The organism is Caldicellulosiruptor naganoensis (assembly GCF_026914285.1).
GTDB lineage: Bacteria > Bacillota > Thermoanaerobacteria > Caldicellulosiruptorales > Caldicellulosiruptoraceae > Caldicellulosiruptor > Caldicellulosiruptor naganoensis.
The window spans coordinates 861,715-888,681 of sequence record NZ_CP113864.1; the positions used below are offsets into that span (position 1 = coordinate 861,715).

Here is a 26,967-nt window from a genome sequence, read left to right on the forward strand (position 1 = left end):
ATTTCGTAAAAAAAGGTTGACGTAATACCAAAATTATAATAAAATAGTAACATCAAAATAATTAATAATAGTGGCTGAATGCATGGGGTGATTTGTAAAATTTGCCCCATGCAGCGGGAGAACCAGCTTTATAGTGGGGTGAATCGGCAAGCTTTGGCTGCCGTAGGGATGTCCTTCTTGTCCCGAACCCGTCAGCTAATCCCGTAAGCCCAAAAAGAAGGGAGTATTTTAATGAACACAAAAGCTTTAATTGGAGTTTTGGTGTTTTTGTTGTTTATAACATGGAGTATCAAAGGTTTTGCAAAGACAGCAGAAGCAACAACTACGGTTAACATTCGAAGTGCTCCTTCAACTTCTGCAAAGATATTAGGAGTTTTTCCAAAAGGCTTTAAGGCACAGGTTCTAACATCTTCTGGTGGATGGGTCAAGATTTCGTATGATGGTATTGTTGGATACGTTAAAGCTGATTACATAAAACTCACGAAAGATGCTAAGGTGTCAAATGTAGTAAAAAGTTCTGCGACATCAAAACAAACGGTTGCTCAGATGCCAACAGCAACAGTTTTAAAAGACAATGCAAGAGTCAGAAGTGATAAGTCAACATCCTCAAAGATACTTAAGACTCTATCGAAAGGTAGTAAAGTATACATTTTGTCAAGAGAACAAAACGGGTGGATAAAAGTAAAAACAGCAGATGGCGTAGTTGGATATATGGCATATTACCTTTTAAAAATGTCGAGTACTTCTTCTACAAAAATGTCTTCACGTGGTGGGTATGACAGAGAAAATGAGGTAGCTTACAACGGCACATTAGCTGACAGAATACTTGAATTTGCCAAAAACTTTTTAGGTGTACGTTATCGCTATGGGGGGTCGTCTCCTTCGACAGGCTTTGACTGTTCAGGATTTGTACAGTATGTGTTTAGAAACTTTGGAATAAGGTTAGAAAGAACGGCAGCTGACATGGCAGCATCAAACGGTGTGAGAATTTCACCGAGCGAGTTAAAACCTGGGGATTTGGTATTTTTTGACACAGACGGTGGAAGGAACTATATAAACCATGTAGGAATTTATATTGGTAACGGACAGTATATTCATGCATCAAGTGCAAGAAGATGTGTAACAATCTCAAACCTTACCTCAAAGTATGGTACATCATTCATGATGGCAAAAAGAGTAATAAGGTAAAAAAAACAAAGGGGTTTCCCTGCAAGAAAGGAAAGCCCCTTTTTAAGTGCAACTATACATTAATAGTATCTAATCTTTTCCTGCTTTTATTTGCGTCCTTTTTCACAACAGGCAGAATAAATCTTTTCACATCATCTTCAGATGAAATATCTCCAGATATCTTGTAAAGCTCCCACTCTTCTTTGTGCACAATCTCACTATTCGGAGATAAATTGTAAAGTGGACTTAAGGTTTCCATCTCAAGCATAAAATCTGTTGTATATGTTTCGTACGAAGACCCAAAGTCTGGATACTCAGCACCTTCTATGTGATTGTAATATTTTATGAACAAGTCGCCTTCGTTCAGATAACAAGCCCAACCATCTAAGTTTGGATATCCAATTTTAAAAGCAGGCTTGCAGTTTGGATCTTGCTTTAAAATAATAAAATCTTCACCCCACACAACTCTGTGATCATTGAGTTTTGTATATGGCCAAATGACAAGCGGGTAGCTTGGCAGAAGTCCAGCATCGATCTTTGGAATTGGCATAATTTCAACTCCGCCAGGTCTCATTACAGAAAGTGCCCATGCAGCAACTTTTACATCAAAAAGGCCGTTGTTCTTTATCTTGTATGTAACATATGCTTTTGGCAAACTTTTGTCAAGCTTAAATTCAACTATCTTTTGAAGCTTTGTCCACTCTTCGGTTGGCTGAATTAGTACAATTCCATCAGGCAGAATTTCATATTCAATAGGTGTATTATCGGGGTAGTATGATCGTGGCATTGCCTCTGGGCTGTGCCAAAGCCTTGTGCCGCCATAAATTCTCCATTCATCTCCGCCTTTTTTACCAGCTTGGTCTTCAACAATGCAAAATACATTTTTACCACCCTTAAAACCAAAATAAATTATTCTTGGGCCGACATCTGTTGTGACAATAGCTTCAACTTTCTCATTTGAAATCAAAAAGCAGTTTTCCCACCCTTTAAATTCTACTTTTTTGACCTCAACCATTTTTTAATTTCCCCCTTGTAAATTGTTTTTGAAAAAATTCCAACATTAGAATATAATTTAATTATACTCTACAGAAAAGATTTACTCAAATCTACTTTTAAAAAAATTGTACTTTATCATCTTTTTAGCCAGAAAAGTTTTTAAGGGGAGATAGAACGTAAAATGCTAAAGCGCTTTAAACCCGATATTATCTGTAATAGCATATTTGAAATTGACCTAAAGAAATTGAAGTCAAGAGGCATTAATTATCTTATCATTGACATTGACAATACTTTAGTACCTTGGGGCGAGCTTGAGGTAAAAAGTGAAGTATTTTCTTGGATAAAAAAGGCACAGGAACTGGGGTTTAGAATATGCCTTGTGTCAAACAATCAAAAAGAAAGAGTAAAAAAGATTGAAAATATTTTAGGGCTCCCGAGTGTGTACAATGCTAAAAAACCTTTAAAATCTGGTTTTTTAAAAGCATCTTACATTCTTCATGAAGGAAAGAAAAACCATCAAACAGCTGTGATTGGTGACCAGTTTTTTACAGATGTAATAGGTGCAAAAAGGCTAAAACTTTTTGTGATTTTAGTAAGACCGCTTAAAGAAAGGGAGTTTTTTGTAACACGAATAAACAGAATATTTGAAAAGGGGATATTAAAATACTATATGAAGGATGATGACAAATGAAGAAACTCTATCTTATTGGAAAGAGCTTAAAACACTCTATCTCTCCTCTTATTCACAATAAAATCTTATCTAACTTTGGTATTGATGCAGTTTACTCAAATGTTGAATTACCTGATTTTGAAAAGCTAAAAGAGTTTGTTGAAATGGTTAAAAAAGATGGCGATGTTGTCGGATTTAACATAACAATTCCCTATAAAGAGGATATTTTGGAGTTTTGCGATGAGGTTTCTGAAGATGTCAGAATAATTCAGGCTGCCAACACCGTAAAAAAAGAAGGTGAAAAGCTTGTTGCTTATAACACTGACTGGTTAGGTTTTAAAAGGAGTTTAGAAGAAGTAGGAATTGATATAAAAGACAAAAGGATTTTAATCTTAGGTGCTGGTGGTGCAGCAAAAGCTTGCATCTATGGACTTTACAGGATGGGTGTGAAAGAGGTCTTTGTTGCAAACAGAACATATGAAAAGGCAGAAAGCTTAAAAGAGGTTTTTCAAGACATTTTAAAAATCCTTCCAGTAGAATGGCTAAGAAGATATGAGTTTAAATACGATATAATTATTAACACAACATCTGTGGGAATGTTTCCGAATATTGAAAGCAGTCCTTTTGAGTTTGAAAACTATGTGGCTGGCATACCAGTTTTTGTATATGATATGATATACAATCCTCCTAAGACCACTTTTTTGGAAGAAGCCGAAAAGAAAGGGTCAAAGACTGAAAATGGTCTTAAGATGCTTGTGTACCAGGCAGTTGAAGCTGAAAAGATTTGGTTTGATATAGTAAATCTTTCTCAAAGTTTTTTACTTGAAATCCTAAAGGAGTGCGAGAAAAAAATATAGCTTGGAAAATATAAGGCTATAGGGTATTAAGACATACAAGAGGCATGTAGATTGGAGGTAAGTTGCTCATTTAAGAGAGGTATGTAACAAAAAAACGATAAGTCTCAAATTTCTCCCAAATATGCTAATACAATTTGCAATAACCTTTATATTAATGGAAAATCATTTGTTCAACAAGCTATTACATCCCCCGAAAACACAGAATATTAAGACTTTCGGGAACTATATCCTAAAACTTTTTCTTGTTAGAGCAAAATCTATAGTAATAGGATAACAAAAAGAGAAATACCAGCAATAAAGCAACAATGTACTCAAAAATCTTTTTACATGTTTTTTTAAATACTCTCATTATTTGTATCCATTTTAGTAAACACCTAGAACTTATATAAAATATAGTTTACCCCTTGAGCACATAAAGTTGCAAGTATTTTTGCAATTAAAATTGAGTTTGCCAGATATAGCCTTGAAAGTTTTATCATTACAATTGAGAGTAGCAATGAGATAATATTTGTAAAGGCAAACTTTACTACCTTTAGTATTATTATACGTCCTTTTGTGCTATCTTCAAATGTTCACTTTTTGTTCATCAAAAAACTGTTGACCATACCAGCCGTGTAGCCAAAAACCTGACTGAAAGAAGAATTAAAATGCAAAATAGAGTAACAAACAAAAAAGACTGCAAAATCAATTGTTGTGTTTATAACCCCTACAATTGAAAATTTGACAAGTTCAAGTAATTGATTGACCTTTGAATGAATTTTTAAAATAAACTTTCTTTTGAGGGATACATTACTCATGTTCATCTTTTGCTATCTCCTCAATAAGATATAGCGGTCGTCTCTTTACCTCTTTATAAATCTTCCCTATGTACTCACCAATCAATCCCAGTGCAACAAGCTGAAGCCCGCTTATAAACCAAATTGAAATGGTTAAAGAGGTCCAACCTGCAATGGCTTGTCCTCTTATCTTCTGAACTATTGCATATATCAAAATTGCAATGCTGAGTAAAAACATCAAAAAGCCTGCAAAAGTTATATATTTTATTGGCTTTACAGAAAATGAGGTTATTCCTTCAAAGGCAAAAGAAAGCATCTTTTTGAGAGGATATTTTGTCTTACCTGCAATCCTTTCTTGTCTTTCATAATACACAATTGTTGATTTGAGCCCAATCAGGGGAATTATTCCTCTCAAAAACAAATTTCTCTCTTCAAACTGCATCAAAAACTCCAAGGCTTTTTTACTCAAAAGCCTGTAATCTGCATGGTTATACACAATTTCAACTCCAAATGCCCGCATCAGCTTATAAAAACTCTGTGCTGTAAACCTCTTGAAAAATGTATCAGTTTTTCTGCTGCTTCGAACACCATACACAACATCATACCCTTCTTCAAACTTTTTGATAAACTCGTCAATTACGTTTATATCATCCTGCAAATCAGCATCCAATGTAATTACACAGTCACAAAACTTCAGAGCATAGCTCATTCCAGCCATCAAAGCATTTTGATGGCCACAGTTTCTCGAAAGTTTTACACCAACAAACCTTATGTCTTTTGTTGCCTCTTTTATTAGCTGCCAAGTTTTGTCTTTACTCCCATCATCCACAAAGATAATTCTGCTGTTTTCGGATATTAGTCCCTTTTTCAAAAGATCGTCAAACTTTTGCAGCATCTTCTCAATTGTATAAGGAAGCATTTCTTCTTCGTTATAACATGGGATTACGAAGTATACTTTTGGTAGCATGGTATAAATCCTTTCTTCGTGAATTTTTATTAAATTATATCTCACCTTTTTCGGAACTTCAACTTATAATTATTGAAAGAAAACTATTCTGTTTAATGGATATAAAATTTCAGAAATAACCAATTATTCGGAATAATCATTAATACTTTATCTTCTGCAAGAATAATGCAGGAATTTCTCAACATTTTTGGCAATAAAAAAATAAAAACTCAGCAGACTACTTCCACGTAACCAAGTAATTAAAAGTATCAATACCACTTCCGGATGTTAGACATTAAAAAATTTTCTTTCTTAGTAACAGAATGAAAATGAAAATTTCATAAAGTAAATTATAGGTTAAAGATTTGACAGCATTGTTAGAGCGAATAATACTTAATTCCTTTCTGGTACTATTTATATGTATTTTAACATAACAGGAAATTCGCTCAGTAGTTGAAGTAATTAAACTAATAATTGTAATAGATAATATAGTTAAATACTATAAAAAAAGTAATGGAAAGAATTGTCAACTTCTGTAAAACTTTAGAATCTCTATGGTGTTGTGGTTTCTTAGATAGAGGCAGTTTTCAATAAAAAAGTAACTAACAACGTTTAGCGCTATTCAAAAATTTTTTAATTGCACAATTAATTTAAGCGTAGTATAATAAAAAATAAGAAAATGTGTAAATTTATTTGCAAAAGGTTCACAAAAATATATGAAAAATATTCGAGGGGGTATGGGTGATTGAATAAATTAGAAAAATTTATAAAAGAAAATGTGGGAATGTTGGTAGGCGGAGCTTTAGCTCTTATTTTGATTCTATTTATTTTAGAGGTTGGAATTGTCAAAGCTATACTTATAACAGTAGTTGTCATTGTTGGAATAATATTAGGTAAAAAGTTTATAACGTATGATAAAATAAGAGAATTTCTGAAAGATAAGAATTGAAATAAACGAAAGTTCAAATAAAGGGGTAGGTGTATCAGAGTGAAAATCTTAATTGTGGATGATGCTGTTTTTATACGAAAGGTTTTAAGGGGAATATTACAAGAATTAGGAGAAGAAGTAGTGGGAGAGGCTTCAAGCGGAAATGAAGCTTTAAGAATGGTTAAGGAATACAGACCTGATGTGGTGACTTTAGATATTACTTTGCCGGATATGAGTGGATTAGAGCTCTTAAAAAAAATAAAAGAAGTTTCATCCTCTACGCAGGTTGTAATGATTACAGCAATTAGTAATCATGAGGTTGTAAAAGAGGCGATGAAAGTTGGAGCAACAAATTATATCACCAAACCGTTTTCCCGGGAAAAAGTTGAAGAGGTTCTGAAAAAAGTAGAAAAAAATATTCAAGCATTGTCTCAGATTGAAAGAAATATGACAAACGAGGAAAGTATAGGTCAGAAAGAATTAAGTCAAGCGACAATTGAAACACCTGGTGTGGAAGATGAAAGCAAAAACGAGAAAGTTGCTAGAATTGATGAATTCGTAAAAGTTGAAGGTGAGGGAGGTAAAAGTAAAGTTGATACAACTGAAATTTCAGATGTTCCAGAATTGACCCAAGATCTCTCAGAAAAAAGAAATGAAACAAATATTCAGCAAGAAATCAGCGAAAAAGTTTCAGATTTGATAGAGACAAAGATGGGTGTGTCAGATGAGTTTCTTGAGGATGAAAAAGAAGGAAGTGCTACAAGTGTTTCTTACGACGAAGACAAAGGTGAGGAGATAGATATTGGTATTGTGACTAATATTGAATTTGAGCAGAAAGGTGGAGAAGATATCCTTTCAATTTGTACAAACAAAGAAATAGCTTACAATGTGGGGAGAATGAAATTAGGGAATGGAGTAATAGTTACTATCGAGGGGTGCTTTGTAGCATCAAATGTCAAACATGAGTATACATTTGAGAATAGTCTTGTTGAGAAAGTAGAAGTAAAAGAAATAAATGGAAATGTATATATTATGGTCCTAACAAAAGCTAAAAAGTTTGATATTCGTGAAAGAGAAGGGAAGATATCAATAGTTCTCAGAAGAAGCAAAGGAGTTATTTCATACAATAAAAATAATAAATTCATAATGATAGATAATGTGGTGCCTTCCAGTATTCAAGTTGATGCTATCTCCGAGAAAGAATACACCATCAGGATTTCTACCAGTGACATAATATTTAATGAGGGAGAAACTAAAGTAGAGGATTTTATAGTAGACAGATATATAGTAGAAAAGAGTGAAAAGGGATATGATGTAAAAGTTATTTTATACAAAGAAGCAAGACATGAAATTATTGAAGGAAGAACATCGGTTGGAATAAAATTTGTGGAAGTAAATATTTTGAAAGATATCTTAATACATCATTCTGACGAGGAAACACTAATAGAACTTGTAACAAACTCAAGTACTGTGCCTGTAGTATTGGAGCATGATACCGAGAACGGGGTTGCATATGCCTATTTGCATGGTTATATTGTGGCCAAAACGTTGCTTGAGAGAAACTTTGAATTCGAAGAGGAGTATCTTGAAAGTCTTAAAATAGTTGAAGATAGGGAAAAAGGCCAGTCGTATCTTGTCATCTGCTCACCAGTAAAAAGGATTTCGGTTGTAAAAGAAAAAGGCAGAACGTTTATTTCAATAAAACCTAACAAAGCTTTTGTGCTCTACAATTTGTTCCAGGAATGCATTGTATTTCAAAATATACTTCCTGAGGAGATTGAAATTAACCATAACCAAATTCAAAACACGATTGAGTTTCATGTCAATAACAAATATGTAAATTTATTGAAAGATCCTATTTTAAACAGTGAGCAATTTGAAGCGTTCAGTTCTATTGAAATAGAAAGAGTGGGAAAGGGATATAGCGGAACAATTGTTCTTAAAAATAAGAGTAAAATCGAGGTTGCACTGTCAAAAGATAGGACGTCAACAAACCTATTTATAATACCATATAGAAAGTTGAATAAAATCAAAGCATTTGAATATGAAGAAAATGGTCCAAAAGCATCTTTAACTCTCAAGGGTGAGGGAGAAATAAAGTATTTAGCAGAAAGAGACAAAGAAAAGGGTGCTGTTACTATTAAAGTTTTAACTGCTTCTTTATGTAATATTGAGCAACCAGTAGTTGAATTTAGAGAAGGCTGTATTGAACGGGTAGAGTTCTATGAGCAAGAGGAAGATGTGATAATAAACATTTATAGCAAAGTGGAAGACTTTAATGTAAGATTAGAGAATTCAAACATAATTGTTGAGTTTGAAGCACAAGTTGTAACAGTTAATCCAGTTATTGGAGACGATATGGTAGTATTTGAACTGTCCCGGATAGATTACGATGATGCGGATGTTATAAAAGACGATGAAAATAATATGTTAATCGTAAAAATAAGAAGAAGGGATATTTACATTGAAAAAGGGATCAAATATTTGCAAAGCAAGGTTGTCAAAAGATATCAGGTAGCTCAGGAAAATGGTTATAAACTGTTGATTGATACTGCTGACCAAGTCAGATACTCTGTAGAAAAGAAAGAAGATAAAATATTTTTGACAGTTGAAAAATGCCCTGTTCTTGAAAAGGTTGAAGTTAAAGAAGTTAACGAAGAGCTGGTGCATGTTGAGTTGCATTTCAACAGAGGAGGAATTAAACCACAGAAGGTTGAAAAAAAAGATGGAAAACTTAATGTCTTGTTAGGAGAGGTATTAACTAAAGAAAAAGATATTGTGTGGAGTACCAAATCAAGGAAAGTTGTTAAAAGTATAGATTATATAAGCAGCGAAAGAGTACTTATTTTGTCCATAGAGCATGCTTATGCATTTTGGCAAGTAGTAGTAGAGAACAATGTTATAAAACTTATTTTTGAAGTGAAACATTGTGAAATCTTGGTTGAGGATGAATATATCAAGATACAAAATGTTGAAAGCAATAAAGTGCAAATCTTGAAATTTGAAGATAATGGTTTGCTAATTGCTATAATTCCACAAAGCGCAGCTTTTGTAACTTCTAATTCTCTCAAACTTACTTCAAATAACGTTTTGTATTCTGCAATTGAGCAAGATATAAATCAAACAGAATGGAAAGTTTACGTATTATATAAACCAAACATGATGTTTGAGTCAGAAATTGACAATAATGACGTAATGATAAAAATAACCTCGAAAAGAAACAATTTTGCTGAGAGTGAATTAGGAACATAGAAATAAGGGAAAAGAGGGGAGATTATTTTGCCAAGAGAAAGAAAGAGAATTGGAGATGTTTTAGTAGAGGCAAAGATAATTACACCTCAGCAACTGGAAGAAGCACTTAAAATTCAAAAGCAGACCAATAAAAAATTGGGCGAGATATTGGTTGAGAAAGGCTATATAACAGAAAATGAGCTAATAGAGATTTTAGAATTTCAGTTAGGGATACCTCACATAAAGTTAGATGTATATCCAATTGACCCTAAGGCAGTTGAAGCAATTTCTGAGTCAATTGCACGAAGACATACCGTTTTGCCGGTAAGTTTTGCCGAAGATGGAAGCCTGATTGTGGCAATGGCCGACCCTCTCAACATATTTGCTATGGAGGATATTGAGATTTATTCAGGCAGAAGAGTACGGCCACGAATTGCCAAGGCATCCGATATTAAACGTGCGATCGAAAGGTTCTATGGTAAGCAAGAAGCTTTAAAAGCAGCTGAAGAGTTGCAAAAAGAAAGTAGCGAAAAGGACAGCCAAGCCAAAAGAGCTACTGTTACGCCTCGATTCCAGCTTGGTTTGGAAGACGGAACAGAAGGACCTATTGTAAGACTTGTCAATTCCATTTTTGAACAAGCTATTACATCGCGTGCAAGCGACATTCACATTGAACCGTTTGAGAACGAGATAAAAGTCAGATACAGAATAGATGGTGTATTGTATGATGTCTTGAAGTTAGATATTGGGATATTGCCATCACTAGTGGCAAGAATTAAGATTGTAGGTAATATGGACATTGCAGAAAAGAGGATACCACAGGATGGACGAACAACTTACATTTTTTCGGATAAAATATATGACATGAGAATCTCCTCTTTACCATGTGTTTATGGTGAAAAGATTGTTGTGCGTGTGATAGACAAAAGTGCATTTGTGCGTTCCAAAACTGAGCTTGGCTTGACTGAAGAGGACGAAGAGAAATATAACAAGCTGATTGCTGCGCCACATGGAATAATCTTGGTCTGTGGTCCCACCGGTAGTGGTAAGTCTACTACGCTTTATACTATTTTAAACGAACTTAACACTGGAACGCGCAACATAATAACCGTTGAGGATCCTGTTGAAAGTACTATAGAAGGTATTAATCAAGTTGAGGTCAATACCAAAGCAGGGCTAACATTTGCAGCGGCGCTGAGATCAATCTTGCGACAGGACCCGGATATAATTATGATTGGTGAGATCCGAGACAGAGAAACAGCTGACATGGCAATCAGGGCTGCTATTACAGGGCATTTAGTGTTGTCAACCATTCATACAAATGATGCAGCAAGTGCAATTACAAGGTTGGTTGACATGGGGATAGAAAACTTTTTGATAAGCTCGTCGTTGGTAGGGGTAATATCACAGAGATTGGTAAGAAAACTGTGTCCATACTGTAAAGAGCCTTATGAGCCATCAGATGAAGAAAAAATTCTTCTTGACATAAAGCAAGATGAGAGTGTAAAATTATACACAAAGAGAGGATGTCATATATGTGATAAAAAAGGTTATTATGGTAGAACAGGTGTATATGAAATTCTGATTGTGACAAAAGAGTTGAGAAAACTTATAAACAAAAAAGATGTCAGCAGTGAGGAGATAAAGGAACTTGCTGTCAAAGAGGGGATGAAGACACTCCGAGAAGCGTGCAAAGAGAGAGTTTTGAATGGAATTACATCAGTTGAAGAATATCTTAAGATTACTTATGCACTTGAATAGTATTATGAGTAAGTACAAGAGGGGAGATTAGGGGAAGGAGGAAGCAAATACTTATGGATATTAATTCAATTCTCAAAGAAGCATTTCTCAAGGAGGCATCAGATATACATATTACACCAGGTGTTCCTCCAATTTATCGAATACACGGCAGATTAGTACGGGCAGACGATTCAATTTTGACGCCTGAAATGGTAGAGGAGTTTGTGCGACAGATCACCAACGAAAACCAGTTTAAAATTCTTGAGCAGAAAGGTGAGATAGACTTTTCTTACGGCATAAAAGGCGTAAGCAGATTCAGAGTAAATGTTTATAAACAAAGAGGTTCATATTCTATAGCTTTTAGAATAATTCCAGTAAATATACCACCATTTGAGACACTTGGCCTTCCACCGGTATTGAAGGAATTTACAAAGTTGAACAAAGGACTTGTTTTAGTTACAGGTCCAACTGGTTCAGGAAAATCCACAACTCTGGCATCATTGATTGATATAATCAATAAAGAAAGAGATGTACATATAATAACCTTGGAGGATCCAATAGAGTATTTGCATAGACACAACAAGAGTATTATCAATCAAAGAGAGATAGGTAGTGACACACTCAGCTTTGCAGATGCGCTGAGGGCGGCTTTGAGAGAAGATCCTGATGTAATCCTGGTTGGTGAGATGAGGGATTTGGAGACAATTGCGATAGCTTTAACAGCTGCTGAAACAGGACACCTGGTGTTTTCCACACTTCACACAATTGGAGCGGCAAAGACAATAGACCGTATCATTGACGTTTTTCCACCCCATCAACAGCAGCAGATAAGAATTCAGCTATCAACAGTTTTGCAGGGAGTTGTTTCTCAGCAACTTTTGACCCGTCGAGATGGTAAAGGTAGAGTTGTTGCGACAGAGGTAATGATAGTTAATCCAGCAATAAGAAACCTCATTAGGGAGGCTAAAACATATCAGATTCAATCAATTATTCAAACGCATCAGCGACAGGGCATGATAACAATGGAGCAGTCACTCATAGACTTGTACAAACGAGGTCTTATCACCCGTGAAGATGCGTTCAACTATGCTACTGATTTTGATTTTATGCAAAGACTACTCAGTGCATAAGCTTTTCAAATGCTTTTTAGGTTTGGTGGTGTGACAAATAAATTTGGGATGTTAAGGAGAGTAGTGAGGTATGCCGGAGTTTGTTTACAAAGCAGTAGATAGCAGTGGTAAAAATGTTGAGGGGACAATATTGGCAGATACAATTGAGCTTGCAGCAGAAAGCCTTAAGAGACGTCAGCTATATATAATAGACTTGCGAGAAAAAGGAGTATGGCAGAAAGATATTTCAGTTCAGTTGCGAAAAAAGATAGCTATAAAAGACTTAGCAGTGTTTTGTCGCCAGTTTGCAACAATGCTTATGGCGGGTATACCAATGGTAAGTGCGTTAGATGTCATTGTTGAGCAGTTCAAAGGGAAGTATTTGGGGAAAGTATTAGAAGATATATATAAAAGAGTGCAAAGTGGAACAATGTTATCAAGAGCTTTGGCAGAAAAAGCTGAATGTTTTCCACCAATTTTGATAAACATGATTGAGGCTGGTGAGATGTCAGGTTCTGTTGATCAAGCACTTGATAGGATGGCTACCCACTTTGAAAAGGAGTTAAAATTACGCCAGAAAATTATAAATGCCTTGATATACCCGGCAATTGTTATTCTTGTTGCAATAGGTGTATTGATAATAATGCTCACATTTGTTGTACCCACTTTTGTTGGAATTTTTAGCGAGCTTAATGTTGAGCTGCCTGCAACCACAAGGTTCATAATCTCCAGCTCCAATTTTATGAGAAACAATTTAATTTTAATAATTATAGTATGCATTTTATTTGTGGTAGCTTACAAGGTAATTAGAAAAACCGACAAAGGTGGATTTTATATAGATAAGTTCAAACTTCAAATTCCAGTCATAGGTAAGATTATCCTTGGACAAATTGTAACAAGGTTTACAAGAACACTTGGCACGATGACAGCAGCAGGTGTTAGTATAGTGATAGCTCTTGAGACAACAAAAAATGTCATGACAAATGTATTTGTGGAGAAGAAGTTTGAAGAGGTTATCGACAGGGTGCAGAAGGGAGAGGGTTTGAGCTATCCTATTGCTGATGTGGGGATTTTCCCAAGGCTTGTTGAAATTATGATAAGAACTGGTGAAGAAAGTGGTAATTTGGAATATATGCTTAATAAGGCAGCGGATTATTATGAGAATGAAGTTGAAAATCAGGTAACAAGGCTAACATCAATATTTGAACCTATAATGATTGTGTTGCTTGCTATCATGGTAGGTTTCTTGCTGGCATCAATAATCTTGCCGATATTCAAATTGTATGGAAGCGTTGGTGCGTAAAAAAACTCAAAGATGTATAAAAAGGCGGGGAAAATTAAATTGAAAAGAAAAGGATTTACCTTAATTGAGCTGGTGGTAGTGGTTGCTATCCTGGGTGTGATTATTGCTATAGCCGTCCCCCAGGTTTTAAGAAATATAAATAAGGCAAGAAGAGCAGCTGACATTCAAAATGCAAGACATATTGCATATGCCTTCTATCTTTTTAAAGAAGAAACAGGAGTAAGTTTAAATGTGCTTATACCTGATAACAATTTTCACAAAATTGACTCAGATGTTGTAAGTTTAAGTCCTCCATATAGTTTAAAGCTTAGCGATTATATTTCAGGAGGCTTGCCAAAACCAGTTTACCGGCGTTCCTACTACTTCTACTATAAACTTGATACTGTACTAAAAGTTTATAGTGGTGATGGAACAAACTTTTATGAGCTTTTTCCAAATGTTGATCCTGGTTACTAAAAATTTAAAAAACAAGAGGGGGCGATTTGAAAGATGATGGCTTGGCTTGTAAAGCAGGTTAACAGCAAGCACAAAGGTTTTACATTAATTGAGATGGTTATAGTTGTTGCAATAATTGCAATCTTGATTGCAATTGCGGTACCTCAAGTATTAAAACAGATAAACAAGTCAAAAATTGAGGCTGATAAGGCAAATGCAAAGAATATTGCTACAGCTATTCAGCAATGGGTTTCAGAAGGAAATGTGTTGAATGGTACAACTAACTGGGTGAAAATAGAAAATACTGTCCCTATTAACACTGGTAACGGTATAGTAGATTACTTGGGTAGTGGACTTCCAAAGACAAAGCTGAAAAATGGAGATTTTTATTATCAATATGATGCAACAAATCAAGTATTGAGAATAGGTGCTGAAAATTCTGCTGGTGCTGTTGTTGAGCTCTATCCGTCTCCAGATCCAAACTACAAATAATAATTGTTTTGTACTCTTAATTTAATTTTGAAGGAGTATACTAAAGATGTTAGAGGCAGTAGTGGGAACGTTGGGATTGGTTATTGGCAGCTTCCTGAATGTATGCATCTACAGAATACCTCGAGGGGAATCAATTATATTCCCCTCGAGTCATTGTCCAAATTGTGGAAAAAGAATAAGATGGTTTGATTTAATCCCTGTCTTAAGCTTTATTATCCTGAAAGGGAAGTGCAGGTATTGCAAAAGTCCAATTTCACCCTTATATCCGGCTGTTGAAGCTTTGTGTTGTTTGCTTGCGGTAGTAAGCGTAAAAGTGTTTGGTTTGAGTGTATCAGCTTTTTTATTATTTTTGATAGGCTGTATCCTGTTATACATTTCAGTTGTAGATTTCAAAACTTACGAGATGAGCGTAACAAGTATTCTTTTGCTTGCCATTTTAAAGTTTGGGTTTGAGGTGAGTTTAAAAGGGGTTTCAAAAACCTCAATGACGTTTGTGGTGCTTGGACCAATTTTAAATGCTCTTCTGGTAGGGCTTATATACTTAATTACCCGGGGCATTGCTATGGGGTTAGGGGATGTTTTACTTTTGATGGCAGGTGGTATAGGGTTTTCGGTAAGACAGGCAATTGTGTGCAATTTCATAGCATTTTTTGTAGCGTTTTTATATGTTTTAGGTTTGAAGTTTGTTCAAAGCATTTTAAAGGGAAACGAGAAAAAGAGGGAGATTCCGTTTGGTCCGTTCATATCAATTGGCATATTTGTGTCAACAGTGGCAGGTGAAAGGATTGCTGATCTTTACTATCAGCTAATAATAGTGAGGTAGGTATTTGATGTATGTTGTAAAAAATCTGATGGAAGAACTTGTTCAAAAATACTATGAGAAAATAATTGATGAATTGGACGTTTGCAAATGCGAAAAATGCAAAGCCGATGTAATGGCATTGGCTCTGAATAGACTTCCACCTCGGTATTGTGTGACTGAAGATGGTAAGATGTTTGTGAAATTAAAAGAATTAGAAATTCAATTTGAAGTAGATATAACTGCTGCGCTGGCAGCAGCGGCGTATATAGTCAAAAATAATATGAGGCATGAAGAAAGGGATTGTAAGAATGAAATATAGAGGTTTTTCTCTTAGTGAAATGATAATTGTAATAGTTATAATTGCTATATTATTGGCAATTGGGATACCTGCATATCTATCATCTGTTCGTCGTGCAGAAGTTAGAAATGTTGCAAATGGGTTGTCAGATGTGATTTCTATGCTGTATGAGTACGAAGATAAAGAAGCAGTTTATGACAAATATTTTGTTAAAATTAATAATTACATTATACCAGATCCAGCAACAGGTGAAAGGTATTTACAGATTCAACTGATAAAATATGTGGGTGGAACAGAAACAGTATTAAAGGAATTAAAAAGCAAAACTGTTGAATTAAATTCTGATATAATTGTTACGGGAGCAGGGCCAGTTGCCACGTATTTGTATTATGACAAAAATGGAACATTATGGAAGTTCTCAGGTTCTCCTGGTCTACGAGCCAACGAAAGTCATTATCAAAATACAAATAAAGAAATTGTGGTAAAAGCAAGAGGGGCAACAAGTGGTTATCAGAAAAGAGTTATTATTAAAGCGTTGCCTCCAGGGAGTGTTGAAGTTAAATGAGATGTAATTTGAAAAGAAAAAGTAATTTTAAATTAAAAGGTTTGACGCTTGTTGAGCTAATAGTAGTTGTTGCAATTGTAGCAATAATCCTTGGCGCAATTTATTCTTTTTTTATACAGAACTTCAAAGTAGCACAGGAGAACATTAACATAGCTAGGATTGAGGGTGAAGCAAAAAGATTAAACGATCAGGTAAAACAATGGCTGTCAATGTCTGACCAGTCAACTATTAATTATATGGTTGTTGGTACAACTAAACAAGTAATAATGGATGTGTATCAAAATGATTTGCCAGCACTAACTGCACGACCTGATTTTAGAATTAAACTTATATATGATTCAAGTTCAAAGAGTATTAGCATTGAAAAGGATTTTTTGACATCTTCAAGTGGTTCTTCGGTTCCGTCACCTGCGGTATTCATCTTTTTAAATGGTCTTGTTGAAAGATTTGATTGTGTTTATGTTTCAGATTTAAAGATAGTAATAGAATATGAGGTTGTAGTAAATAAACGTGGAGCTAACCGTATAACCAGAGTGTACAAAGTTGAACATGTTTTTAGAAACTTTTAGTCTGCAAAATGCTTATATGTATAAGTGAATTTTACATAAATCATAGAGGTGATTTATAGTGAGCGAAAAAGTTGTTGTTGAGATTGGAAAAAACTACATTAGAGTGGTTGAGGGAAAATATCACAACGAGACCATTGAAATTGATAGATTTTTTGAAAAAAATCTTGACGATAATATAATTAGAGAAGATATTAAAGTTGATGATGTACTTTTGCAGATAGAACTTAGAAGCTTTTTCAATCAAAATAAGGTTGGTAAGAAAAATGTGAATGTAATATTTTCAGGGATTTCTAACATTTTGATAAGAGAACTGGAGATGCCTTATGTTGCCGATGACAAAGTGTACAATATGATACGCCATGAGGCAAGACAATATTTCCCAATTAACATAGATAATTATGTACTTGATTATAAGCAGTTAAGAATATTTAATGAGGGAAAAGTTAAAAAGCAAAAGGTATTAATTGTTGGTGTACATAGATTCTTAATCGAAGGTATAATAAATGCTTTTAGAAATGCAGGAATAAAAATATCTAAGATTGATATTGAACCAAACTCTATTGTCAAATTATTCAAAATAGAAAGGAAGCTGAATAAACAAACAGATGATAATTCATATCTAATAGCAAATATTACTCGAAACGGGGTTTCTACATCAGTTGTTGCAAATAACGAGCTCTGTGCCACAAAACTGTTTCCGCTTGTTCAGCTGGAAGAGATGTTTAAGGAAAATTCAGAACAATCTTATGATTATGAATTTAGCTATATTGAGGATCTCATTTCTGAAAGTATAATCAAGTTTTATGACTTTGTACGAACGAGAGAAGAACCGATAACAGATATTAAAAAAGTATATTTAACAGGAGAGGTATGTCAACATATTGATATCAGTGATATTTTAAAAAAGAGAATTAATATGGATGTAGAACTTATGAGCGGGTTTAAATCTATTAAGAAGATTGGGACACAAGAAAAAAGTGTAATGTTTAGTTATGTAACAGTTTTCAGTGGGTTAATTTAAAAGATATAAGGTATGGACATTATAGAGCAAAGGAGGCAAGAAGTGGTGCCGGTTCTAAAAGATATAAATTTATTAGAGGCATATAGTAAACAATATAAAGTAGGGAATGAAAAAGCAAGCAGTGTAATGATGATTACTTTATTGTCGGTAATTGGAATATGTGCTTTAATATCAGTATTTATATTTGTTCAGATAATTTCCTATTCCATGAAAATCAGCAGTACTACGACAGAAATAAACTCGAAGAGAATAATTGTAAACAAGATACAGAAAGATTTAAAGATAAAAGAGGCATATGATATAAAAATTGGGTTTGTTAATCAAAAGAAAAATGAAAACCGAAAGTTAAAGGAATTGCTTACTACTCTTGAGAAACTAACTCCCAAAAATCTGACATTTGAGATGCTGCAGATAGAAAATAACAAACTTAATTGCAGGGTGGCAAGCAAGAATGTTGAGAGTGTAGTTCAGTTTGTTTACAGCCTATCTAATGATCCACACTTTGCAAATGTAGTATTTAATGGTGCAAATGATGTGGAAGGTATCAAAAAAGCTGATGTAAGTGCTGATATAAGATAAGAGGTTTTAAGAATTTTAAGATCAGTTTAATGAAGGTGGGGAAAGGTAGCAATGGGTTATAAACTGAGCAGTAGAGAAAAAAATTTACTGATTATTGGGTTAATAGTGATAATTGTAGTGGTTTTTTATTCATTTGTATATAGTAACTTGTCTCAAAGATTAGAGAATTTAAAAACACAGTATGAAACCCTTACTGCAGAGCTTTCAAGGTTGAATATGATAATAAGCAATTATAACGCACACAAGGCAGAAATTGAAAATGCGAAAAAAGAGTATGCTAAACTAAAAGATATTATTCCGCCAAATCAGAATGCTTTGTTTTGTGTTGTAGATTTAAAAAGACTCTTAGAAACAGTGAAGATTAGTACTTCTTCATATATGTTTGAGCCTTCCCAGAAAATTGAGCTTGGAAATACAAAAAATTTGGGTGACCAGTTTTATCCATATTATCTATCATCACGCCAAACCTGGAATTGTGAATATGAAAAAATACACACAATTCTTGATAAACAACCGAATTTTGCGCCTTTATTTACAATTGATTCGCTTAACATGACAAAAGCAGAAAACAAGTTAACGGTAAATGCAGTGATAAAATTTTACGGATTTAGCGACCCGCAAAGTCCAGCGCGTGAGTTTGTTTTGAATAAGACAATTAAGAGCAGTCCAACTGGAAAAAATAATTTATTTAAATAAGGTGAGCTCACATGAAGGTAAAGGGTTTTTCGTTAATAGAGGCTATAGTTGCTGTTGCTATATTTGCTATAATATTGATTCCAATTGGTATTGCATTTAACCAGTCAATAAGGGTAACCTCAAAGTCAAAAGAGAATATGGATATTGCACAGGTTTTGAACAAAGCAATGGAAAAAATGTATGCTGATATGGGAAATGATGATAGTCATTTTGCGGATGTAGTATATTCATTACCAGACTATAGTGGTAGTGAACTTGAATTTGGCAATGACAAATATAAAGTAAAATATACTGTAAAAAGGATTGATTGTGATTTCGATTTAATACTTGTAGCTGATGCTTCAAATACAATGTCAGTATACCAAAAAGTGTACGATGCAACTTATGGTGGTGTGAAATATGACCTTAGTTTATCTATTCCTCCAAGTTTAAGTGGAGTTGTAAATATAGAAGTTTATAAGGAAATAAGCGGAATAGACCGAGCTGAGTATAGATTTAATAATATACCATTAATAGTTAATAATCCCAATTTTAAAATTTACTTTATTGACAATACTTCTACTGTAAATTGTAATATTGATGGTGTCTTTGAAATGAACGGGGGAATTCGAACATCAAATTACACTACTCAACTATTAGAAGTATGGTCTAAAAGCTTTACAGTAGGTTCTGCGGCATCTCCTACACCAAGTCCGACAGCAAGTCCAGCTGGTAATTTTACCACACAAAGGTCCACAGTGAAATTTATTTCGTACACCAATTCAAAATTTTACCATCAGCTTTTTGAGGTAACCATGGAAATTTGGAACGAACAAAAGAATAGAAAAGTGAGGGAGTACAAATTTATTGTGAGGGGGTAAAAAGGGGATGCCGGAAAAAATTAGTTGTTTAAAAGACAAGATGTTTATTAAAAAGGTTGACGGATCTGTTTTGATTGTGGTGATAATAGTTATTGCTGTTCTGAGCACAATATTGCTGGGGACGATGTCTGCTGTGTTGGCATCACTGAACCAGAGCACATCTATATATCAGAAATCTGCAACAGGCTATGGAGCTGAAAGTGTAGCAGAGGAGTTTTTGTATTATTTTAATCAATTATTGGAGGCTGCAAAGGATATAGCATATGATTATTATTACAAAGCGGATGGGACACTGGAAAATACAAGTCCTGGCAGAGTAAGATTGTTATTGGGAGACGAAAGTTACGAACCGGGGAAGATATTGGATGATTTGCGACACGGGAGGATAACTCAAGATGTAGCAAAGGACAAGGTGTATAAAGGTATTGAAGCGATAATAAAGGATGAGGTAAGCCGATTTATGAATGATGTGGGCAGTGATGCTTCTGTAAAGGTAGAATCTTTACCGTTGATGGAGTTTAAGAAGTTATCTGACTTGGTGCAGTTATGGATAAGACCCCATTATGAGGGTTTGACTGGATATAAATTTGATGGTATTACAGTTAATGCATGGTCAGGTGCGACAGGAAGTTCTCTACCTGACGGTTATACCATTTACATTGATGTTTCCAAAACAAGAGCTGTAACTTCGTCGGATAAAGAAGTAAAAAGAACATTGCGATTAGACTTTAAAATACTTGGTAACAGTGGAAGTTCACAGAACATAATCTTGAATCCTTCACCAACCACAGTGCCTTCATCACCGATTGATTATGCAATATTTTCGAAAGGTGCTCTTATTACTAACAAAAACCTGACTGTGGAAAATGGCAGTGTTTATTCAGGCGGTGACATGACGATTGACGGTGGTGCAGTATTTGATATTGACAATTTGATCTCAAAGGGTGATTTAGTAATAAATCAAGATACTGACACGCGCTGTAGAGACAATAATATAAATGTGCGAAACATAATTTATGTAGAAAAAAACTTAAAAACAAACAGAGCATATCCGCGCTTGACAAATATTCGAGCAAGAATAATTTATGTTGTTCAAGATATACAACTATATGGTGCAGGGAGTTATGAATTTAATCAATTGTTTACAGATAATAATGTCGTTTTAGCTGGAGCGGGAGTGAATATGAAAATTTCTGGATTAGCAAGTATAACAGGAAGACTTGAGATTACTAATGGGGCAACGGTTACCTTGCAAAATAACAGTGCACTTTACTGCAATTCATTGGTAGTACGCAATGGTTCCCGCTTGATTCTTGAAAGTGGAGCCAGATTATATGTAGCAACAAGTCCTGATCCGCTAACGATAATGTCCATACAGAATTATGGAGGGACAATTTCATTTTCTTCTTCTTTTTCATATCCCTCTCCACCAGCTGAAATTGACGAGATAAGAAATCGGGATTATACCAGTGGTTTGCTAACAACACCATTGCCAGCTGATAGTGTAGGCAGTAACCAACTTGGAAGTACTGCAGATACATCTCAAGCCCCACCGCAGATAGTAATATATGGTGAATCTTTTATTAACGATAATGAAGCAAGGATAGAGATATCAGACAGATTGGGATTATCAATTGTTGATTTCTCAACACTTCAGCTGCATTTAATTTCAAGAGGAAACATTACATTTGTGGGTGGCGGCTTAACCATTCTGAATGGTTCAATTATTTCCCTTGGTAATACTTTCAATATTAACACTATGGGAAATCCATATGCAGGACTAACGTTGAAGTATCAAATGCCAAGCCCACCCATTCAGCAAGACATTGAGAGTAATACAGGTATTCAACCATCTCAAACAATATATACGGAAGCTGATGCAGTCGGAAGAAAAACTTTATATAACATTTTAAGACGAAACATTGTTATAAAGTAGTAGATGTGAGGATAATAAGTTTATTTAAAACAATGACGAGCGTGGTTAATTGTAATGCTCATTCAGATGGTTGTGGAGGTAGTCTTTGCAGCTTTAAATTAATAAATTTAATTACACTTGAATACAGGAGTTGAAAAATGTGCTTGAAAAACTCTAAGTTTTGTGAGATAATAATATACAGAGGATTGTGATTGCCAAAAAAGTAAAGGCATATATCGAAAGGGCAAACCTGTCGAAAGGCAGGGGCGCAAAGCCATGGGCCTGTCGGAAGTAAAACTTCCTATGGTTGCCAGGCTGCCGAAAATATGCCAAGAGATGAGTGAGATATTTAATTATTGGCAAATGGCATCTGGCGACCGCCAGATGCTTTTATTTTTATATCCATTGTTGTTTTAGTAGCAAAGAATTAATGAACAAGTGGGAAGTACGGAGAGAGTTAAAAGGAAATAGAAAATTATTGTTAGCGTTGTATTTAACTATAGTTAAGAGTTTAAGGAAGTGTGTGAAATGTTGAGAACAAATTGGGAGACCTTTAGTAAAAAAGTATTCAAAATAAATTTGAATGGAAGTGCTTTAATTATTGTGATAATAATAATTGCTATTTTAAGCACAGTCTTACTGGGGGCGATGTCGGCTGTGTTGGCATCGCTGAACCAGAGCACATCTATATATCAGAAATCTGCAACAGGCTATGGAGCTGAAAGTGCAGCCGAGGAGTTTTTGTATTATTTTAATCAACTGTTAGAGGATGTGTTAATGATAAAATAAAAATGTACTGAAAGTGGAATATAAGGATGTACAAAATTGTACATTGATATGATATCCTTTCTCATAGTGAGGAGGGATATCAAATGCAGAACTTAACAGCACATTTAAACATGATAAGGGCGATGAAAATGAAACCTAACTTTTCAGAACTTGCAAGAATATATGGGATGGATAGAAGAACAGTTAAAAAATATTATGAGGGTTATGAAGGAAAACCTAAGAATAGAAATAAACCAAGTAAATTGGACAAATACTATGATGAGATAAAATCAAAGCTTGCTATTAAAGGAGTTACAGTCAAGGGTGTTTATGAGTATTTAAAATCAAAAGATGAGACAATTGGAACATACTCAAACTTCAATAAGTATGTTAAGAAAAAAGGATTAAAGCCAGAGAAGAAAATAAAAGGTCACCCAAGATTTGAGACAGATCCAGGTGAGCAAGCGCAAGTTGATTGGAAAGAGAATATAAAGCTTGTCTCAAGAAATGGAGAGGAGTTTATCATTAATGTTTTTGATTTTAAATTAGGTTATTCAAGATATTGCTGCTTTGCGATAAACAGGACAAAAACTCAAGAAGAATTAATAGAAACTCTAATAAGAATATTCAAAGATATAGGCGGAGTACCGAGAGAGATTTTATTTGACAATACAGCAGCAGTTGTTGATATAACAGGTGAGAAAATTAAAGTAAATTCAAGATTTAAAAGTTTTGCAAAAGACTTTGGGTTTGAAGTGAAACTGTGCAAACCAAGACATTCGTACACAAAAGGAAAAGTTGAAGCAGCAAACAAGTTCATAGATTGGATACTGCCATATCAGGGTGAATTTGAAACAGAAGAGGACTTAGTAAGGATAATAAAAGAGATAAACGCAAAGGTAAATACCCAGCCAAATCAAACAACTCAAGTTCCACCTGCTCTTTAAGTTTCAAAAAGAAAAAGAGTATTTACAACCCTTGCCAGACAAAAGGTTAATAGACAGTTACCTAAATTCCTACAAGTCAGTTAAAGTCCAAAAGGACTCGCTGATTTACTATAAGGGAAGTAAATACTCTGTTCCACCCGAATACATAGGAAAGACAGTCCAAATAAAGGAGGTGGAAAACAAAATTTATATTTATTATAACACAAACCTGTTAAGGATACATGTTATTGATGAAAAAAATATTAATTATCACGATGAAGATTACAAACAGCTAATGCAAATGAGAGTTGGTCAAAGAGAAGAGCTTAACAAGATATGTGAGGAAAACTTAAAGAAATTTGATAATCTGTTGAAAAACTAAAGAAAGGAGAAAATCTAAAAATGAACAACTATGTGAAACTACTTAACAACTTAGAAGAGTTAGGTCTTCACAACATAAAGAATAATCTTGACAAATACTTAGATTTAGTGGCAAGCGGAGAAAAGAGTATGACAGATGCATTGTATGAACTTAGCAATTTAGAGATAAAAGCCAAAGAAGAAAGGACGATATTAGGATGTGTGAGGGTTGCAAATTTCCCATTTATAAAAGGTATAGAAGATTTTGATTTTTCATTTCAGCCAAGTATAAACAAAAAGCAGATAATGGATTTGATGAGTTTAAGATTTTTAGAGGGTAATGAAAATATACTGTTTGTAGGGACACCAGGGGTAGGCAAAACTCATTTAGCCACGGCAATAGGAATAGAGTGCGCAAAACGAAGGTTATTCAACATATTTTATACATTTTCAAGAGTTAATAGCTCAGCTAAAAAAAGCACTGTTAGAGAACAGATTAGAGTACAGACTTAAGCATTTTTCGAAATACAAAGTTTTAATAATAGATGAGATAGGTTATTTGCCAATAGACAATGATGGAGCAAATTTATTTTTCCAGCTGATATCGAGCAGATATGAGAAGAGCAGTACAATAATAACAACTAATGTTGTATTTTCAGAATGGGGAGAGATATTTGGTGGAGCGACAATAGCAAATGCAATTTTAGATAGGCTACTCCATCATTCTTACGTGATTTTCATAAAAGGACCTTCATACAGATTACAGTCAAAAACAGCATATTTTAGCAATATAAAACCAGCAAAACTAAGTTTATTTTTTGTACATTTTTATTTTCGATTTTTTGTTCATTTTGATATTGACATTTACAGGATGCAAAGAACATAGCGTATGCTTATTATTACAAGGGAGATGGGACACTAAAAGATATAAGTCCTGGTCGAGTGAGATGGTTATTGGGGGATGAGAGCTATGAGCCGGGGAAGATATTGGATGATTTGCGACATGGGAGGATAAGTCGAGATGTAGCTGAAGACAAAGTGTATGAGGGTATGAAAGCGATTATAAGGGATGAGGTAAGCCAGTTTATGAATGACGTGGGTAGTGATGCTTCCATAAAGGTTGAATTTCTGTCGCTGCCGGAGTTTAAGAAGTTATCTGACTTAGTAGAGTTGTATATAAAGCCACATTATGAGAGCCTGACTGGGTATGAACTTGATGATATTACAGTTAATGCATGGTCAGGTACGACAAGTGGGTCTCTTCCTGATGGATATACAATTTACATTGATGTATCTAAAAAGAGAGCAGGAACTTCGTCAGTTAAAAAGATAAAGAGAACATTGCGGTTAGATGTTGAAATACTTGCAACCAAGCCTAATGGGCTGGAAATTAGCGTATCGAGTGCAACTACTACTGCATCCTCAATATTTAACTTGTTTGATTATGCATTATACACAAATGGAAGTTTTGTGGCAAATGTTAATTTTACCATATTAGGCGGGAATGTACATACAGGCTGTGACATACAATCACACGGCGGTTTACAAACTGGCATTAATAATTTGGTGGTAATGGGTGAGTTATCACTGGGTGTGAACAGTAATCCACAAGTTTGCGAAGACAATGTAAAAGTGAACAATGTAACTTATATTAGGTCAAATTTGAGAAGAACGGGTGTTGGAGATAGAAATATTAACTTGCAAATGGGTATAACGTACGTGGGGGGGCGGGGGAAATGCGGAATTATATGGTAGAGGTAGATATGAGTTTGATGAGTTATACTGCGATGGGAATGTCATAGTTAAAGGTAGTACAGCAAATGCGGTAGATGTTGTAATAAAGAAAATAGGAGTAATCAGGGGTGCGTTAAGAATACAGGATCAGGGGACAGTTACAATAAAATCTGGTGCAGTAGTATATTGCGATTCGATTTAGTTTTTGAACAATCCAACAACGTTAGTAATAGAAAATGGCGCAACCATTGTGACGAGAATGCCGCCTGACTATAGTCGGATTGTTAATTCCGGTGGGGTTATAAATGTAGTGTCCTCAGTTCCGTATCCGCCCTTGCCACAAATTTTAAATGAGATAAGAAATTTTAGTTTTCCTAATAGTACAAGTATATCATCGATAACACCCCATGATCCAGTTCCACCAGCCTTAATTGACAGTGCTGCAGATATTTCCAAATCACCTTCGCAGGTTGTGGTTATTGGTGAAAATTGTAATGCTGGTGAAATTGAAGTTGAGGTTCAAAACAGATTTATGAGTGTTTCACCAGTTCCAAGTCCACTTCAATTACATGTTTTTGCAAGAAATAACATTACTGTTTCAGTGGGAACGAGAATATTAAATGGTCAATTGATTGCGTTAGGTAATACTCTTAACATAAATAGTTCAGGCGGGAGTCCATTTGATGGTGTAAAATTAATATATGGTTCGCCAAGTTCACTCATTCAGAATCAGGTAACAGATAGTACTGGATATGTTCCGCCTGTAACAATGTCCAGCCGAAGGGATTCAATTCAAAGCGGTACTTTGTATAGGGTAGTAAGAAGAAATATTATTGTTAAATAATACAAAAGGATTAATATAAGATATATCTTATTTTATGAAAATTATCTAAAATCAAAAATTTACTATAATCCAACACAGGTTGTTTTAGTTTTTTATACATGGCTTTATCCAACTTTATAAAGACTATTTTCGAGTGTATTTAAATCAGTTTTTAACCAAGGATTTTCCTTTTGTATTACTTCATATAAAATTACACTTGCCCCTGCCTAATTCATGCAGATTTTTATAATGCCACTTTTTATTTCATTTTAGTGTTTAAATTTTATATCTTTGTGGTATTATTATTATAAGTCATGAACACAATATTTTTTGGCATACTGAATTTTGTTTGTGACAAATAAGTATATCCTTTTTCTTGAGTCTGTTGACACTGTAGCAAA

Annotated in this window: 21 protein-coding genes, 5 pseudogenes and 2 riboswitches; of the genes and pseudogenes, 23 read left to right on the forward strand and 3 right to left on the reverse strand. The window is 34.5% G+C overall.

What is annotated here, in order from left to right:
• Positions 1 to 62 precede the first annotated feature (62 nt).
• Positions 63 to 226: riboswitch (cyclic di-AMP (ydaO/yuaA leader) on the forward strand.
• A 5-nt stretch (positions 227 to 231) separates the two neighbouring features.
• On the forward strand, positions 232 to 1,188 hold the full coding sequence (locus OTJ99_RS04095) for a C40 family peptidase (RefSeq protein ID WP_045165121.1): 957 nt from the start codon (positions 232 to 234) through the stop codon (positions 1,186 to 1,188).
• A 52-nt stretch (positions 1,189 to 1,240) separates the two neighbouring features.
• Here OTJ99_RS04095 and OTJ99_RS04100 read toward each other — a convergent pair whose 3' ends face one another.
• Positions 1,241 to 2,182 carry a hypothetical protein gene (locus OTJ99_RS04100; RefSeq protein ID WP_045165120.1) on the reverse strand — a complete coding sequence of 314 codons (942 nt, stop codon included), beginning with the start codon at positions 2,180 to 2,182 and terminating at the stop codon, positions 1,241 to 1,243.
• 162 nt (positions 2,183 to 2,344) lie between these two features.
• Between OTJ99_RS04100 and OTJ99_RS04105 the strand changes: the two genes are divergently transcribed.
• Both OTJ99_RS04105 and aroE read left to right on the forward strand, forming a co-directional pair.
• On the forward strand, positions 2,345 to 2,854 hold the full coding sequence (locus OTJ99_RS04105; protein ID WP_045165119.1) for a YqeG family HAD IIIA-type phosphatase: 510 nt from the start codon (positions 2,345 to 2,347) through the stop codon (positions 2,852 to 2,854).
• A complete protein-coding gene (gene aroE / locus OTJ99_RS04110; protein WP_045165118.1) occupies positions 2,851 to 3,690 on the forward strand; it encodes a shikimate dehydrogenase in 840 nt (279 codons plus the stop codon). Before OTJ99_RS04105 ends, aroE begins: the two co-directional genes overlap by 4 nt.
• A gap of 374 nt (positions 3,691 to 4,064) precedes the next feature.
• On the opposite strand, the pseudogene OTJ99_RS12465 reads toward aroE, so the two are convergent.
• A pseudogene (locus tag OTJ99_RS12465) lies at positions 4,065 to 4,493 on the reverse strand (GtrA family protein).
• On the reverse strand, positions 4,480 to 5,433 hold the full coding sequence (locus OTJ99_RS04120) for a glycosyltransferase family 2 protein (RefSeq protein WP_045165117.1): 954 nt from the start codon (positions 5,431 to 5,433) through the stop codon (positions 4,480 to 4,482). Before OTJ99_RS04120 ends, OTJ99_RS12465 begins: the two are co-directional and overlap by 14 nt.
• Before the next feature lie 724 nt (positions 5,434 to 6,157).
• Between OTJ99_RS04120 and OTJ99_RS04125 the strand changes: the two genes are divergently transcribed.
• The 20 genes and pseudogenes from OTJ99_RS04125 to OTJ99_RS13130 form a co-directional block, all read left to right on the forward strand.
• Positions 6,158 to 6,361: a DUF2273 domain-containing protein gene (locus tag OTJ99_RS04125; RefSeq protein ID WP_045165116.1), complete on the forward strand. Its 204-nt coding sequence runs from the start codon at positions 6,158 to 6,160 to the stop codon at positions 6,359 to 6,361.
• Positions 6,362 to 6,400: 39 nt separating this feature from the next.
• Complete coding sequence (locus OTJ99_RS04130; protein WP_045165115.1) at positions 6,401 to 9,592, forward strand: response regulator; 3,192 nt, start codon at positions 6,401 to 6,403, stop codon at positions 9,590 to 9,592.
• Positions 9,593 to 9,619: 27 nt separating this feature from the next.
• On the forward strand, positions 9,620 to 11,332 hold the full coding sequence (locus tag OTJ99_RS04135) for a GspE/PulE family protein (RefSeq protein WP_083943510.1): 1,713 nt from the start codon (positions 9,620 to 9,622) through the stop codon (positions 11,330 to 11,332).
• A gap of 53 nt (positions 11,333 to 11,385) precedes the next feature.
• Positions 11,386 to 12,441, forward strand: coding sequence for a type IV pilus twitching motility protein PilT (locus OTJ99_RS04140; RefSeq protein WP_045165113.1), 1,056 nt, complete (start codon positions 11,386 to 11,388; stop codon positions 12,439 to 12,441).
• Positions 12,442 to 12,511: 70 nt separating this feature from the next.
• The gene (locus OTJ99_RS04145) at positions 12,512 to 13,723 is read left to right on the forward strand and encodes a type II secretion system F family protein (RefSeq protein WP_045165112.1); all 1,212 of its coding nucleotides are present in this window, start codon (positions 12,512 to 12,514) and stop codon (positions 13,721 to 13,723) included.
• A gap of 39 nt (positions 13,724 to 13,762) precedes the next feature.
• The gene (locus OTJ99_RS04150; protein ID WP_045165111.1) at positions 13,763 to 14,179 is read left to right on the forward strand and encodes a type II secretion system protein; all 417 of its coding nucleotides are present in this window, start codon (positions 13,763 to 13,765) and stop codon (positions 14,177 to 14,179) included.
• A gap of 33 nt (positions 14,180 to 14,212) precedes the next feature.
• Positions 14,213 to 14,650: a prepilin-type N-terminal cleavage/methylation domain-containing protein gene (locus OTJ99_RS04155; protein WP_045165110.1), complete on the forward strand. Its 438-nt coding sequence runs from the start codon at positions 14,213 to 14,215 to the stop codon at positions 14,648 to 14,650.
• A 46-nt stretch (positions 14,651 to 14,696) separates the two neighbouring features.
• A complete protein-coding gene (locus OTJ99_RS04160; RefSeq protein ID WP_045165109.1) occupies positions 14,697 to 15,473 on the forward strand; it encodes a prepilin peptidase in 777 nt (258 codons plus the stop codon).
• Positions 15,474 to 15,480: 7 nt separating this feature from the next.
• The gene (locus OTJ99_RS04165) at positions 15,481 to 15,771 is read left to right on the forward strand and encodes a late competence development ComFB family protein (protein WP_045165108.1); all 291 of its coding nucleotides are present in this window, start codon (positions 15,481 to 15,483) and stop codon (positions 15,769 to 15,771) included.
• On the forward strand, positions 15,761 to 16,315 hold the full coding sequence (locus OTJ99_RS04170; RefSeq protein WP_045165107.1) for a prepilin-type N-terminal cleavage/methylation domain-containing protein: 555 nt from the start codon (positions 15,761 to 15,763) through the stop codon (positions 16,313 to 16,315). Before OTJ99_RS04165 ends, OTJ99_RS04170 begins: the two co-directional genes overlap by 11 nt.
• Positions 16,312 to 16,884: a prepilin-type N-terminal cleavage/methylation domain-containing protein gene (locus tag OTJ99_RS04175; protein WP_045165106.1), complete on the forward strand. Its 573-nt coding sequence runs from the start codon at positions 16,312 to 16,314 to the stop codon at positions 16,882 to 16,884. Before OTJ99_RS04170 ends, OTJ99_RS04175 begins: the two co-directional genes overlap by 4 nt.
• Positions 16,885 to 16,942: 58 nt before the next feature.
• Positions 16,943 to 17,905, forward strand: coding sequence for a type IV pilus biogenesis protein PilM (gene pilM / locus OTJ99_RS04180; protein ID WP_045165105.1), 963 nt, complete (start codon positions 16,943 to 16,945; stop codon positions 17,903 to 17,905).
• A 45-nt stretch (positions 17,906 to 17,950) separates the two neighbouring features.
• Complete coding sequence (locus OTJ99_RS04185; RefSeq protein ID WP_045165561.1) at positions 17,951 to 18,484, forward strand: PilN domain-containing protein; 534 nt, start codon at positions 17,951 to 17,953, stop codon at positions 18,482 to 18,484.
• Positions 18,485 to 18,535: 51 nt separating this feature from the next.
• Positions 18,536 to 19,180, forward strand: coding sequence for a type II secretion system protein GspM (gene gspM / locus OTJ99_RS04190; RefSeq protein ID WP_045165104.1), 645 nt, complete (start codon positions 18,536 to 18,538; stop codon positions 19,178 to 19,180).
• 11 nt (positions 19,181 to 19,191) lie between these two features.
• Positions 19,192 to 20,040 (forward strand): type II secretion system protein, encoded by an 849-nt coding sequence (locus tag OTJ99_RS04195; RefSeq protein ID WP_045165103.1) that lies wholly within the window; start codon positions 19,192 to 19,194, stop codon positions 20,038 to 20,040.
• A 7-nt stretch (positions 20,041 to 20,047) separates the two neighbouring features.
• Positions 20,048 to 21,976: a tapirin gene (locus tag OTJ99_RS04200; protein ID WP_045165102.1), complete on the forward strand. Its 1,929-nt coding sequence runs from the start codon at positions 20,048 to 20,050 to the stop codon at positions 21,974 to 21,976.
• 212 nt (positions 21,977 to 22,188) lie between these two features.
• A riboswitch (cyclic di-GMP riboswitch) is annotated at positions 22,189 to 22,278 on the forward strand.
• A gap of 205 nt (positions 22,279 to 22,483) precedes the next feature.
• Positions 22,484 to 22,723: pseudogene (locus OTJ99_RS04205) on the forward strand (taperin); the annotation flags it as partial.
• Between the two features lie 104 nt (positions 22,724 to 22,827).
• Positions 22,828 to 24,031: pseudogene (istA, locus tag OTJ99_RS04210) on the forward strand (IS21-like element ISCbe3 family transposase).
• Positions 24,032 to 24,051: 20 nt separating this feature from the next.
• Positions 24,052 to 24,818: pseudogene (gene istB, locus OTJ99_RS04215) on the forward strand (IS21-like element ISCbe3 family helper ATPase IstB).
• Between the two features lie 55 nt (positions 24,819 to 24,873).
• Positions 24,874 to 26,587 (forward strand): annotated as a pseudogene (locus OTJ99_RS13130) (tapirin); the annotation flags it as partial.
• Positions 26,588 to 26,967: the final 380 nt, after the last annotated feature.

Bases quoted from the DNA above. Each gene is read 5' to 3' on its own strand.
- OTJ99_RS04095 (WP_045165121.1), top strand. From the start codon at position 232: ATGAACACAAAAGCTTTAATTGGAGTTTTGGTGTTTTTGTTGTTTATA.
- OTJ99_RS04100 (WP_045165120.1), bottom strand. From the start codon at position 2,182: ATGGTTGAGGTCAAAAAAGTAGAATTTAAAGGGTGGGAAAACTGCTTT.
- OTJ99_RS04105 (WP_045165119.1), top strand. From the start codon at position 2,345: ATGCTAAAGCGCTTTAAACCCGATATTATCTGTAATAGCATATTTGAA.
- aroE (WP_045165118.1), top strand. From the start codon at position 2,851: ATGAAGAAACTCTATCTTATTGGAAAGAGCTTAAAACACTCTATCTCT.
- OTJ99_RS04120 (WP_045165117.1), bottom strand. From the start codon at position 5,433: ATGCTACCAAAAGTATACTTCGTAATCCCATGTTATAACGAAGAAGAA.
- OTJ99_RS04140 (WP_045165113.1), top strand. From the start codon at position 11,386: ATGGATATTAATTCAATTCTCAAAGAAGCATTTCTCAAGGAGGCATCA.
- OTJ99_RS04145 (WP_045165112.1), top strand. From the start codon at position 12,512: ATGCCGGAGTTTGTTTACAAAGCAGTAGATAGCAGTGGTAAAAATGTT.
- OTJ99_RS04155 (WP_045165110.1), top strand. From the start codon at position 14,213: ATGATGGCTTGGCTTGTAAAGCAGGTTAACAGCAAGCACAAAGGTTTT.
- OTJ99_RS04160 (WP_045165109.1), top strand. From the start codon at position 14,697: ATGTTAGAGGCAGTAGTGGGAACGTTGGGATTGGTTATTGGCAGCTTC.
- OTJ99_RS04165 (WP_045165108.1), top strand. From the start codon at position 15,481: ATGTATGTTGTAAAAAATCTGATGGAAGAACTTGTTCAAAAATACTAT.
- OTJ99_RS04170 (WP_045165107.1), top strand. From the start codon at position 15,761: ATGAAATATAGAGGTTTTTCTCTTAGTGAAATGATAATTGTAATAGTT.
- OTJ99_RS04175 (WP_045165106.1), top strand. From the start codon at position 16,312: ATGAGATGTAATTTGAAAAGAAAAAGTAATTTTAAATTAAAAGGTTTG.
- gspM (WP_045165104.1), top strand. From the start codon at position 18,536: ATGGGTTATAAACTGAGCAGTAGAGAAAAAAATTTACTGATTATTGGG.
- OTJ99_RS04195 (WP_045165103.1), top strand. From the start codon at position 19,192: ATGAAGGTAAAGGGTTTTTCGTTAATAGAGGCTATAGTTGCTGTTGCT.
- OTJ99_RS04200 (WP_045165102.1), top strand. From the start codon at position 20,048: ATGCCGGAAAAAATTAGTTGTTTAAAAGACAAGATGTTTATTAAAAAG.